Consider the following 12,048-nt stretch of genomic DNA (forward strand, 5'->3'; position numbering starts at 1 on the left):
GCTTCATGGGGGTTGAGAAAAAAAGGGTGAAAAGTAGATTTGTGGCTTAACCGGCCAGCCACGGGCCTTACTACTCCGCTTCGGCGGGCTCGGCCCGAGCCATGCCGCCGCGCATCACGGCCCGGGCAATGCCCAGGTTGGTATCCCGGCAGTCCACGGCCAGGTACACAAATACCCGCCCGCTGGGCACCACCCCCAGCAAATGCAGCTGCGAGGGCAGCGTAAACAGCATTTCTTCCAGGCTTTCGTGCGCCGCGCCCTGGGCCGCCAGCGAGGCCTGCACCTGCCGCACCGCTTCGGCATTGAAGCCGGCCACAGCCGCCGGGCGCAGCTCGCGGGCCGTGGTGTAGGTGGCCAAGGGCTTGCCGGTTGCCACTTCCACCACGGCCGCCATCAGCAGGTCGGGCAGCTCGGCCAGCAGGTGTTGCATGGCCTGCTCAATGGGGCCATTGGCCGGCCCCGCCGCCAGCTCTACTTCATTGGCCACCGGCCCCGTCAAGCGCTGTAAATGCTTGAGAAAGGGAATTTTCATAGTATTCGGCGTGGCCCCGGCCCGGCCCGCTGCCAAGCCTCGTATTCAGGACCTCCTTAGTTAAGTTGGTCGGCGCTGGCGCGCAGCACTTCGCGGGCAATGGCCAGATTGGTTTCGCGCGAGTTCACCACCAAGTAGATAAACTTGGTGCCGTTGTGGGCCAGCTTAATCAGGTGCAGTTGGTTGGTGAGGGTGATGAGGATGTCCTCGATGTTCTCGCCGCTGAGTTTGAGGGCCGACATGGCTTTCTGCTTCTGCTTCACCACTTCGGTATTATAAGCAGCGGCCGTTTCGGGGTTGAGGGTCGGCGAGTTGGTGTGCGAAGCTAGGGCCATGCCCGAGGTGATGTCGACCACGGCAATGGCCACCAGGCCGGGCAGGTCGTCCATCACGCTCTGTACTACTTTGCCGGCGGGGGAATTGGTTGAGTAAGCCATTATCAATAAGAAAAAAAGGTTGGGTTGGGATTGATTAAAATTTGCTAGTCAAGGAATTATCGATTTCAGAATTTCGCGGGCCAGCGCCAGGCTGGTATCCTGCACTTTCACGGCGAGGTAGCCAAACCACTGCCCGTTTTTGGCCAGCCGAATGAGGTGCAGCTGCTTGCGAAAGGGAATCAGAATGTCTTCCAGCCGCTCGCCGCGCATCTTCAGGGCCGCCATGGCCAGCTGCTGCTGGCGCACAGTTTCGGCGTTGTGAGCCGCCACTGTAGCCGCCCTAAAGCTGCGCGAATGGCTCCGGTGCGCTAGGCACGCGCCCGTGGTTACTTCCATCACCGCCACGGTAATCAAAGCCGGCAGCTAAGCCGATACACTTTTTATCACTTTTTCTATCACCGAAACTGATACACCAGCTGTTGTCGGCGTATCACCCCAGACAATTCTGGCCTTGCTACCGGCGCGTTCTGCGGGCAACTCAGTGGAAAAAGCCAGGGTATTCATCCGGTTAAGCTGGGGGATTAACTAACTTATAAAACACGTTAACCGGCCTTTATGATTAATTATCACGGCCTATTATCTATTACAAAGCTCCTCCATCCCACCCCCTATTAAAAATGACCTACGTCATTTTTGGTTATGATTTAGGTTAACATTATCATTCTTTCGACTTAATACAAAACATAATTAAACCAATAACACAGTGCAGCTAAATTCCCCAAAAATCAGCAAAGCCCAGCGGAGTCCCACTTAACTAAGTGGAGCTCCGCTGGGCTTCGGCCAAACTATGTATTCAGGATTAAAAAGTCGGCTAATTACGTCCGCTTCTCATCTTAACAATCAATCATATAGCGCAGCTATCTGGCTCAACTCGCCAATATTCAGGATAGTGACTTCGCTGCCACGCGAAGCAATAATGCCGGCTTCTTTGAACTCCGAAAGCAACCGGATGGCCGTTTCCTTGGCCGTGCCCACTAGGGAGGCCAGGTCTTCACGCGAGATGGACATACTGAAATGCGCCGCGTCATCGCCCTTGCGAAAGGTGCGGGCCAGCAACAGCAGGGCACCGGCCAGGCGCTCGCGCACCGGCTTGTAGGCCAAGTGCAGCATCTGCACTTCGGCCGCGCCCAGAGCCCGGGCCATCATTTGCATCAACGACGTGGAAAACTGCACGTTGGATTGCCATACCCGGAAAAAATCGGCCCGCGGAATGAAGCATACCACGCAGTCTTCGAGGGCCACGGCTGACGTTGAATACCGGGTTTCGGTGAGCACCGACTGGAAGCCTAGCACGTCGCCGCCCTTGGCCAGCTGCACGATTTGCTCCTTGCCCTCGCCGCTGGCTTTGGTTACCTTGATTTTGCCCTGATTCACGCAGTGCAGCCCCAGCGCCGGGCTGCCTTCATAGAAAATGCGCTGGCCCTTCTGATAACTCTGCGACACTTTGCTGCCGGCAATAAAATCTAATTCCTCCAGCTGACAGCACCCCATCAGCGGCCCCTTGCTATTAGGGCAATTCTGGCAAACCGGCGTAATAAATTTTCCCATGACGTATCGATAGAGCTTCCTAAATCAGGCTCAAATATAATACACCCCGGAATAAATCAATTACTCATTTTTATTTAACGGGCCACAAATCCGTTTTATCGTGCATTTCGCTAGTTTCAACGACTATAAAGCAAAAATGCCAATTCCCATAACGGGAATTGGCATTTAAAAAATCCTAAATCTGGAATTACACTCCCAGTAAGAGACGAGTCGGGTCTTCGAGCAATTCCTTCACGCGCACCAGGAACGAAACCGACTCGCGGCCGTCGATGATGCGGTGGTCGTAGCTCAGGGCGAGGTACATCATGGGGCGAATCACGACTTGGCCGTTTTCGGCGATGGGGCGCTGGATGATGTTGTGCATGCCCAGGATGGCCGACTGCGGCGCGTTAATAATCGGCGTGCTGAGCATGGAGCCGAAAATGCCGCCGTTGGTGAGCGTGAACGTGCCACCGGTCATCTGCTCGATGGTGAGCTTGTTGTCGCGGGCCAGGCCGGCCAGGCGCACCACTTCCTTCTCGATGCCATCGAACGAGAGTTGCTCGGCGTTGCGAATTACGGGCACTACCAGGCCTTTCGGAGCCGATACAGCGATGCTGATGTCGCAGAAATTGTTGAACACGATGTCCGTGCCGTCAATCTGCGCATTCACCGAGGGCCACTCCTGCAGGGCCACGCACACGGCCTTCGTGAAGAAGGACATGAAGCCCAGGCCCACGCCATTCTTGGCCTTGAACTGGTCTTTGAACTTGGCGCGCAGGTCCATGATGGGCTGCATGTTCACCTCGTTGAAGGTGGTGAGCATAGCAGTTTCGTTTTTCACCGATACCAGGCGGCGGGCCACCGTTTTGCGTAGGTTGCTCATGCGCTCGCGGCGCACTTCGCGGCTGCCACCGGCAGCGGGTGCGGCGGTCGGAGCAGTAGCAGCGGGTGCAGATGCAACTGGAGCAGCTACCGGAGCGGCGGGCTTGGCCTGCGCATTCTGGGCATCTTCCTTAGTGATGCGACCATCGCGACCAGTACCGGCTACGTTGCTAGCGGCAATGCCTTTCTCATCGAGAATCTTACCAGCAGCCGGCGAGGGCACGCCGGTAGCATAAGTGGCAGCACCGCCAGCAGCGGGGGCGGAAGCCAGCGCCGCCACGGGAGCCGCAGCAGAAGCTGCAGGAGCAGCCGCCGGAGCCGGAGCAGCCGAAGCGCCGCTACCGCCTTCGATGCGCGCAATCACGGCACCGATGCTGATGGTTTCGCCTTCCTTCACGGCGTGGCGCAGAGTACCGGCCGCTTCGGCGGGCAGCTCAAACGTGGCTTTGTCCGATTCCAGCTCGGCAATCACCTCGTCGCGGCTCACCTGGGCACCGTCTTCCTTCAGCCACTTGGCCACCGTCACTTCCGTGATGGATTCGCCCACGGTGGGAATTTTCATCTCTACCGAGCCACCGCCAGCGGCGGGAGCGGCGGCCGGAGCAGCCGTTGCGGCACCACCTGCCGGCGTGCCACCGTAGCCGGCCTGGTCGCTGGCGGCGGGGTTTTCCTCGCCTTTGTTGATGGGGTCAGCAGCCGGGGCGCTGGCGGCGGCCGGGGCGGGCGCAGCGGCGGCCGGAGCCGGGGCAGCACCCGCAGCAGCGCCATCCAAATCAGCAATCACGGTGCCGATACCGATGGTTTCGCCCTCGGCTACGCGGATTTTCAGGACGCCATCGGCTTCGGCGGGCAGCTCAAACGTGGCTTTGTCCGATTCAAGCTCGGCAATCACCTCGTCGCGCTTCACGGCCTCGCCGTCTTTCTTGAGCCACTTGGCAATGGTGACTTCGGTGATGGATTCGCCAACGGCGGGAATTTTGATTTCGAGGGCCATAAACTAGGGTGGCGTGGGAAAGTGTAGTTTCTTCTGATGTTGATGTGAAATAAGCAGCGCAGGGGGTCGGCGGGCGCAAGCTAAAGCATGCGCTACACCGGCTATTCCTCCTTCTTGGCTACTTCTACCGTGGCTTTGATGTTGGCATCGGCCACAGCCTCTTTGGGCTTGTCGAAGGCGCGGGCCACAAGGTCTTTCTGCTCCTTAACGTGGATTTTGTTGTAGCCGGTGGCTGGCGAGGCCGAGGGCTTGCGCGAAATCACGTCCTCCAGCTCGCGGCGCATGTAGCGCAGCATGAAGTTCCAGTAGCCCATGTTTTCGGGCTCTTCCTGCACCCAGTACAGCTTGGCTTTGGGGTATTTGGCCAGCTCGGCATCGAGCTGCTTTTTGGGGAAGGGGTGCAACTGCTCCATGCGCACGATGGCCACGTCCTTGCGGTCGGAAGCACGCTGCTCGTCCAGCAGGTCGTAATAGACCTTGCCCGAGCACAGCAGCACACGCTTCACCTTTTTGGCCTCGGCAAAGTCGTCGCCCAGCACCTCGCGAAAACGGCCGCTGGTGAACTCCTCCACCGGCGACACGCACAGCGGGTGGCGCAGCATCGATTTCGGCGACATCACCACCAGCGGCTTGCGGAAGCTCCAGGTGAGCTGGCGGCGCAGGGCGTGGAAGAAGTTGGCCGGCGTGGTGATGTTGGCCACCACAATGTTGTTCTCGGCCGCGAGTTGCAGGAACCGCTCGGGGCGGGCGTTGGAGTGCTCGGGGCCCTGGCCTTCGTAGCCGTGGGGCAGCTGCATCACGAGGCCGTTCATGCGCTGCCACTTGCTCTCGGAGCTCACCACAAACTGGTCAATCATGGTCTGGGCACCGTTGGCGAAGTCGCCGAACTGCGCTTCCCAAATCACCAGGGCCGTGGGGTTGGCCATGCCGTAGCCGAATTCAAAGCCCAGCACCGCGTACTCGCTCAGCAGCGAATTGTAGATGCTCAGCTTCTCATTGTCGCCCTCCATGAAGTTGAGCGAGTTGTACGGGGCCGACGTTTCGGCATCGTGCAGCACCGCGTGGCGGTGCGAGAACGTGCCGCGCTGCACGTCCTGGCCGCTCACGCGCACAATGTGCTTCTCGCTCAGCAGCGAGCCGTAGGCCAGCAATTCGCCGGCAGCCCAGTTCAGCATGCGGGTTTCGTAGAACATCTTGCGGCGCTCCTTCAGCAGGTTATCAATCTGCTTGATGGGCTTGAAGCCGTCCGGAATCGTAGTCAGGGCCTTAGCCACTTTCTCCACCGTTTCGGCCGAAATACCGGTTTCGGGCGACTGCTCGAAATCCTCCGGCGTGCTGCGGCGCAGGCTGCGCCACTCGTTTTCGAGGGCCTGGTACTTATAAGGAAGGGCTTTCTGCTTCACCATATCCAGGCGGGCCTGGAGCATATCGCGGAATTCGCGGTCCATCTGGTTGGCCAGCTCGGCATCCACGTCGCCGCGCTCCACCAGCATGGTGTTGTACACCTCGCGCGGGTTCTGGTGCTTCGAGATGAGGTTGTAGAGCGTGGGCTGGGTGAATTTGGGCTCGTCCGACTCGTTGTGGCCGTGGCGGCGGTAGCACACCATATCGATAAAGATATCGGCGTGGAACTGCTGGCGGTATTCGGTGGCCAGCTGCACGGCAAATACCACCGCCTCAGGATTGTCGCCGTTCACGTGTACCACCGGCGCATCGATGATTTTGGCTAAGTCCGTCGAGTAAATCGACGAGCGGGCATCCTCAAAATCCGTCGTGAAGCCAACCTGGTTGTTAATCACGAAATGAATCGTGCCACCCGTTTTGTAGCCTTCCAGAAGCGACATCTGGGTCAGCTCGTAGCCAATCCCCTGGCCAGCCAGCGCCGCATCGCCGTGGATGAGAATGGGCAGAATCTGGTGGTAATCACCGCCATATTGGTGCTCGATTTTGGCGCGCACGAAGCCTTCCACCACCGGGTTCACCGCTTCAAGGTGCGAGGGGTTGGGGGCCAGTTTCAGGTTGACTTTCTGGCCGGTGCTGGTTTCTACCTCCGAGCTGTAGCCCATGTGGTACTTCACGTCGCCGTCGCCCATGGTCAGGTCGGGTACGGCCGTACCTTCAAACTCCGAGAAAATCTGCTCGTAGGTCTTGCCCATGATGTTGGCCAGCACGTTGAGACGGCCGCGGTGGGCCATGCCAATCATCACCTCTTTCACGCCCAGCTCTGCGCCCTTGCCGATGATGGCATCCAGCGCGGGAATGGTCGTTTCGCCGCCTTCGAGCGAGAAGCGTTTCTGCCCCAAGAATTTGGTATGCAGGAAGTTCTCGAATACCACGGCTTCGTTTAGCTTCTTCAGAATGCGCTTTTTGTACTCCACGCCGGGGTTGAAGGCCAGTGAGTCGTGCTCTACTTTCTCACGGAACCAGTCCAGCACCTGCGGGTCGCGGATGTACATGTACTCGAAGCCGATGGCCCCAGTGTAAATCTTCTCCAGCGCCGCCACGATGTCGCGCAGTTTGGCCTGGCCGCCGAGGCCCAGCACTTCGCCGTTGCGGAACACGGTGTCCAAATCGGCTTCGCCCAAGCCGAAATCGGCGAGGTCGAGGCGGGGCTTGCGGTCCTTGCGCTCGCGTACCGGGTTGGTTTTGGCGCGGAGGTGACCGCGGCTGCGGTAGGCGTGGATGAGGTTGCGCACGGCCGTTTCCTTGTCGGCAGCCACTTCGCCGCTGGCCAGGCCGGCGGGCGCGTTGTTAGTCGAGGCGGAGGTGTTGAGTACGCCATAATCATCGGCCTGGGGGGCGGCAGGGGCCGCTTTAGCCGCTCCGTTAGTAGCGGCGGGTGCGCCATTGGTGGCCGCGCCGGGCACTACGGGTGCGCCTTCGGGGAACTGCTGCGAGAAGTCAAACCCTTCAAAAAACTTGCGCCAGCCGAAATCCACCGATTCCGGGTTCTGCTGGTACGCCTGATACAGGGTTTCGATGGCCGCCGCGTCGGCGTTGGCGATATAGGAATAAGAGTCCATTGGGAATTCAGCTTAGGTAAGGCCGCGTAAAAGTAAGATGCTTCTGGCACAGGCAAAAACCTACATTCGGGTATGCAAATTTTCCTGATAATCAACCCAATTGCATTCAACTTATTTGGCCCGCACGTTGACTTGGCTGGTCAATTTATCGAAAAAACAGCAGGATGGCCGGGTTTATTTCTACGCAAGCCGGGCGATGATGGTCCAGCTTGCCGACACGGCCAGCGATAAAACGCGGGTGCGGATGGTACTAAAAGGAGTCTGTTTTATATAAACTTTTTACTATATAATACCCTCACGCACCGTCAGGCTATTTCCGAATTGCACATTCTTATTTATCAGAACTTATCTACTAATCAAACCGTTAATAACTTTCTGTCCGTTTTTCAAGCCCGGACAGGGCCTATACCGCCGGGCATTTTGGCGGGTGGACGAATATCATTTGGATGAACAATGTTAAGTTATTAGCCGACCTACTTATTGCTGCTGCGGCCCTGACTACGCCGCTATTTCGGAGCGCCCCCGCTGCCGAAGCCAAGGGACTCAAGGAGTTTCTGATACCGCACCGAACGATGCTGCGGCACGTTGCCAAGGCCAAGAAACTGGCCACCCACGCCCTCACTTATACGGTGACGGCCACCGCCTACCAGGCGGTACCCGGCCAAACGGACAGCGAGCCGTTTATCACAGCCGATAATTCTCGCATTAAACCGCATTACGGGAGCAAAAAGCGCTGGATGGCTCTGTCGCGCGACTTGCTGAAGCCCTGGGGCGGCCCTTTCAACTTTGGCGATAAGGTGCGCGTGCGCGGCATCTCCCCCAAACTCGACGGCGTGTACACTATTCATGACACCATGAACCGCCGCCACCACCACTGCATGGACGTACTGACCCACCCCAGTGAGAAATACGATATTTTTCAGCCTGGCGTGAAGATTCAGCCCATTGCAATGCTGTAAAAACAATTATTGCTATTCTATAAAGGCACAAAAAAGCCGCTCCTTAGTCAGGAGCGGCTTTTTTGATTTTACGTTGAGGCAGATTGGGTAAGCTCCCCCGTAAAAACAGCTGGTTTATTGGCGCGCAGCCGAATCTGAGGCAGCTGGCGGCGCAGTTTCAGCAGAATCGGAACGCGTGGGCGCGGTGCGGGGCTGAATGACCGGCGCGGGATGCGCGGGGGCCACGCGCACGGTTTCGGGGGCGGCTACGGTGCTGGGCAACGGCTCGGCCTGGGGGCCGGTTTCGATGGTGGTAGAAACGGAGTCGGCGGCCGTCTGACTGGTGCTGGAAATGTGTTCCGACGGCGGCCGGTTCAGGTTCAGATACAGCACTACCGCCAGAAACGCGAGCACGCCGCCAATGGCAAAAATCAGGGCCAGCGGGTTGCGGGCGGGCTCTTCGGCCAAGGGCGGAAACTCGTCGCGGGTTCGCCAAGCGGGTTCGTGCTCGGGTTCGGACAGTGGCAGCAGCAGTGGCTCAGGTAGCGGCTCGGGACCGGCCGTGAAATAGACGGGAGCGGGTTCGGGCAGCTCTTCGGCAAGCGGCAAAACGGGCTCTGAGGCCACGGGCGGGCGGTCGAACACGACTGGCGTGGGTGGCACTACTGGCTCGGGAGCGATGGATTCAGGAGTAACCGGAGCCGTGGGCGCAGCGGGCGCGGTGAACACCAACCGCTGCTTCAGGGCTTCGAACTCGGTGGGCGTGATGGCCCCGGAATCCAGCATTTCCTTGAGCTGGCGGAGGGTGTCGAGGGGCGAATTGGGGTTGTCCATGACCAGAGTACGGCCGGCGGCGGGGCTAGTTTTTGCGGTCGAGGGCTGAGAGGCGGTCGCGGCGGCGTTGCAGGCGCAGGCGGCTTTCGTCGAGCAGCTTGTTGTTTTTGGTTTGCGAGGCCGAATCGGTGCGCGATTGCAGCAGGTTTTCGGCGTTCTTTTTCTTCAGCTCCTCAATGCGGGCCAGGTTGGCGGCGGTGTTGGTTTTGAGGGCAGCCTGCTCTTTTTCGAGGCGGTCTTTCTCTTTTTCGGTGGCTTTGAGTTTCTTCTCGGCTTCGGCAATCATGTCGCGGTAGGCCTTGAGGCGGGCGGCACCGGCGAAGTTCTGGGCCACAGCGCGCAGGGCGTCGTACTCGGCCTTGGTGCTGCTGGGGTCGAAGAAGGTGTTGTCATCGAAGCCCCCGAAAATGGCCACTTCGGCCACCGAATCCGACGGCGCGATGATGGTGGCGTAAAGGTCTACGAGCTTGCCGGAAATGGTGCTGGCGGGGGTTTGGCGGGCCACCAGCACGTCGCTTTTGCCCATGCCCAGCACACCGCCGGTCTTGAATTTCACGTTGTAGCTGCTCTTCATCCAGTCCTGGAAAAACTCGCGCACGTCGGTGGCCTTGCCATCGACCTGCACTTTGAGAGCGGCGCGGGGCTTTTTGTTGTAGTTCACGTCGCCGGGGCGCACGTCGTAGAGCTGGGCCGAGGCCGGAGCGGCCGAAAGCAGGCCGGCCAGCATCAGCAGCAGAAAGTAAATTTTAGACATAAGTCGGAGTGGTTGAAATCAGCGGTTAGCGCAGCTCGTGGCGGTCGAAGGCGGCCTGTAAATCGTCGCGCATGGCCTGGAAACGGGCAATGGCGGCGGCCAGGAACTCATCATCCAGCAACTCCCGAACCTCGGCATCGGAGCCGGTGAGCAGGTCGAGTTCGGCCACTTTATAGGTCTGCTCCAGGTTGCCCTGCTCCAGTTTCAGCAGAAACTTGCCGTTCCAGGCCAGGAGCGTGATTTTGACGGCGGGATGGGGGATGTCGGCGACGTGGCGCATAGAAAAGAAAATGGCCGGAACCGGGCACGAAGGTAGTAAGCTCGGCCTAACTCCCCTCCTGCTCCGTGCGTAAAAAACCCGGTGGCCCGGCACTACGGGCCGTGTTCTTTCCATTTTTATTTCACTACAGCCATGCCTCAGGGAGATAAATCGAAGTACACCGACAAGCAGAAGCGTCAGGCCGAGCACATCGAGGAAAGCTACGAGAAGAAAGGCCTTTCGGAAAAAGAAGCCGAGGCCCGCGCCTGGGCCACGGTGAACAAAAACGATGGCGGCGGGAAGCAACCTGGCGGCTCAGGCCGTAAAAAGGCCGATATTTGACTTCTTGGTCCGTTTCGACGACACCAAGTGGCTGTCACCCTACAAAAGAAAAACCTCCTGCAAACGATTGTGGGAGGTTTTTCTTTGAATTTGCGGTTGGCTAAAGCGGCTTTTGGGCCACCATTTTCACTAGCCGCAGTTGCTGCTTGGTGAAGTCGGCGGTGCCAATTGGCTCTTCGTAGCGCACTATTTTGAGGCCGGCGGCGGTATATAATTTTGGCAATTCGTTGGTCTTAAAAAACACACGGTAGTCGCCACCTACTACCTGCAGCTTCTCGGTGGCGTCCATGTGGAAGGCTTCGAGCACGACTAGGCCGCCAGGCTTCAGGGCGCGCATGATGCGGGCGGCGTAGTCGCGGCCGCCAGCGTAGCTCAGCACGATGAGGTCCCATTTATTGGTCCCCCAGTCATATTTGGCCATGTCGGCTACTTCGGTGGTGATTTTTACGCCCAACTTGGCGGCGCGTTTTTGGGCATAATCGAGGGCTTTTTCAGCTACGTCGGCCCCCGTTACCTGCCAGCCGTGCTGGGCCAGATAAATGGCGTTGCGGCCCTCGCCCATGTCGGCATCGAGGGCGGTGCCGGGCTTGAGGTTTTTCACGGTTTCGACCAGCAGGGCGTTGGGCTGCTCGTTGAGCACCCGGGCGCGCATCAGCGAATCGGTGAGCAGGTAGTTCCAGCGCTGGCGGGTGCGCTCGGCCATTTCGCGGTTGTAGGCGGCCTGCTGGGCGGCAGTGGGGTTGGCGGGCAAAACAGGGTCGGGGCCGAGGCCGGGGATGGGCGGCAGACTGCGCTTGGCAGGCGCGGGGCTAGCGGGCTGCTGGGCACGGGCCGAAGCGGTAAGCAGCAGCAAGGCTACGGCCAATAACAGGCTGGCGGGCAGGAACCGGCGGAGGAAGGTTGATTTCATAGCACGTTCAGGGCAAATGGATTAGTATAAACGTAGTCATTAAATATCGCATTACATATATTAACTCTGTCAGCCCGTTCGCGTGCCATGTGCCGGCAGTCCGTAATTTTCGGGCATGAACAAGCTCTTTCTTAGCGCGCTGGCTTTGCTCCCACTCGCGGCAGCCGCCCAAACCCCTCCCCCATCCTCCGTGCTCACCCCCGAAAAGCTGTGGCAGTTGGGCCGGCTGGGCGAAATGCAGGTATCGCCCGATGGCAAGACCGTGGCCTACACCGTGACCAAATACAACCTAGCCGAGAACAAGGGCAATGCCGACATCTGGACGGTGCCGGTGGCCGGTGGTACGCCGAAGAAAATCACCGATACGCCCGGCTCGGAAAACACCCTGAACTGGCGGCCCGATGGCAAGCTGACCTTTATTTCAGGTGAAAGCGGCACCGACCAGCTCTACGTAATGAGTGCCGACGGCAGCGGCAAAGCCAAGCTCAGCGACTTCCCCGACCAGGGCCTGAGCAATTTGAAATACGCGCCAAAGGCCAATTTCATCCTCTACACGCAGGACGTAAAATCGAGCCCGACCACGCTCGATATGTTCCCGGACCTGCCCAAGGCC

14 protein-coding genes are annotated in these 12,048 nt (G+C 58.9%); 3 read left to right on the plus strand and 11 right to left on the minus strand.

What is annotated here, in order from left to right; all coding sequences use genetic code 11:
* Window positions 1-70 precede the first annotated feature (70 nt).
* From AAFH49_RS21820 to AAFH49_RS21850, 7 genes are all read right to left on the minus strand, one after another.
* A complete protein-coding gene (locus AAFH49_RS21820) occupies window positions 71-532 on the minus strand; it encodes a hypothetical protein (RefSeq protein ID WP_342301549.1) in 462 nt (153 codons plus the stop codon).
* A gap of 56 nt (window positions 533-588) precedes the next feature.
* Window positions 589-969: a hypothetical protein gene (locus tag AAFH49_RS21825; RefSeq protein ID WP_342301550.1), complete on the minus strand. Its 381-nt coding sequence runs from the start codon at window positions 967-969 to the stop codon at window positions 589-591.
* A 48-nt stretch (window positions 970-1,017) separates the two neighbouring features.
* Window positions 1,018-1,305 carry a hypothetical protein gene (locus AAFH49_RS21830; protein ID WP_342301552.1) on the minus strand — a complete coding sequence of 96 codons (288 nt, stop codon included), beginning with the start codon at window positions 1,303-1,305 and terminating at the stop codon, window positions 1,018-1,020.
* Window positions 1,306-1,332: 27 nt separating this feature from the next.
* Window positions 1,333-1,473, minus strand: a complete 141-nt coding sequence (locus AAFH49_RS21835; RefSeq protein ID WP_342301554.1) for a hypothetical protein — start codon at window positions 1,471-1,473, stop codon at window positions 1,333-1,335.
* Window positions 1,474-1,809: 336 nt separating this feature from the next.
* Window positions 1,810-2,412, minus strand: a complete 603-nt coding sequence (locus AAFH49_RS21840; RefSeq protein WP_342301556.1) for a Crp/Fnr family transcriptional regulator — start codon at window positions 2,410-2,412, stop codon at window positions 1,810-1,812.
* Window positions 2,413-2,704: 292 nt separating this feature from the next.
* A complete protein-coding gene (odhB, locus tag AAFH49_RS21845) occupies window positions 2,705-4,375 on the minus strand; it encodes a 2-oxoglutarate dehydrogenase complex dihydrolipoyllysine-residue succinyltransferase (RefSeq protein WP_342301558.1) in 1,671 nt (556 codons plus the stop codon).
* Window positions 4,376-4,476: 101 nt separating this feature from the next.
* Complete coding sequence (locus AAFH49_RS21850; protein WP_342301560.1) at window positions 4,477-7,398, minus strand: 2-oxoglutarate dehydrogenase E1 component; 2,922 nt, start codon at window positions 7,396-7,398, stop codon at window positions 4,477-4,479.
* 446 nt (window positions 7,399-7,844) lie between these two features.
* On the opposite strand from AAFH49_RS21850, the gene AAFH49_RS21855 reads away from it, so the two are divergent.
* A complete protein-coding gene (locus AAFH49_RS21855; protein WP_342301561.1) occupies window positions 7,845-8,357 on the plus strand; it encodes an RlpA-like double-psi beta-barrel domain-containing protein in 513 nt (170 codons plus the stop codon).
* A 114-nt stretch (window positions 8,358-8,471) separates the two neighbouring features.
* Here the strand turns inward: AAFH49_RS21855 and AAFH49_RS21860 are convergent, their stop codons facing one another.
* Genes AAFH49_RS21860 through AAFH49_RS21870 form a run of 3 tightly spaced genes read right to left on the minus strand, consistent with a single transcriptional unit; the run spans window position 8,472 to window position 10,204 of the window.
* Window positions 8,472-9,170 carry an SHOCT domain-containing protein gene (locus AAFH49_RS21860; RefSeq protein WP_342301563.1) on the minus strand — a complete coding sequence of 233 codons (699 nt, stop codon included), beginning with the start codon at window positions 9,168-9,170 and terminating at the stop codon, window positions 8,472-8,474.
* A 25-nt stretch (window positions 9,171-9,195) separates the two neighbouring features.
* The gene (locus AAFH49_RS21865) at window positions 9,196-9,924 is read right to left on the minus strand and encodes a hypothetical protein (RefSeq protein WP_342301564.1); all 729 of its coding nucleotides are present in this window, start codon (window positions 9,922-9,924) and stop codon (window positions 9,196-9,198) included.
* 25 nt (window positions 9,925-9,949) lie between these two features.
* Complete coding sequence (locus AAFH49_RS21870) at window positions 9,950-10,204, minus strand: hypothetical protein (protein WP_198075081.1); 255 nt, start codon at window positions 10,202-10,204, stop codon at window positions 9,950-9,952.
* 132 nt (window positions 10,205-10,336) lie between these two features.
* Here AAFH49_RS21870 and AAFH49_RS21875 point away from each other — a divergent pair, with 132 nt between their 5' ends.
* Window positions 10,337-10,525 (plus strand): hypothetical protein, encoded by a 189-nt coding sequence (locus AAFH49_RS21875; protein ID WP_342301568.1) that lies wholly within the window; start codon window positions 10,337-10,339, stop codon window positions 10,523-10,525.
* Window positions 10,526-10,625: 100 nt separating this feature from the next.
* Here the strand turns inward: AAFH49_RS21875 and AAFH49_RS21880 are convergent, their stop codons facing one another.
* Window positions 10,626-11,435, minus strand: coding sequence for a class I SAM-dependent methyltransferase (locus tag AAFH49_RS21880; protein WP_342301570.1), 810 nt, complete (start codon window positions 11,433-11,435; stop codon window positions 10,626-10,628).
* Between the two features lie 115 nt (window positions 11,436-11,550).
* Between AAFH49_RS21880 and AAFH49_RS21885 the strand changes: the two genes are divergently transcribed.
* Window positions 11,551-12,048, plus strand: a 498-nt coding sequence (locus AAFH49_RS21885) for a TolB family protein (RefSeq protein ID WP_425293353.1), incomplete at its 3' end; no start/stop codon positions are given.

This window comes from Hymenobacter segetis (assembly GCF_038448715.1).
GTDB classification, from domain to species: domain Bacteria; phylum Bacteroidota; class Bacteroidia; order Cytophagales; family Hymenobacteraceae; genus Hymenobacter; species Hymenobacter segetis.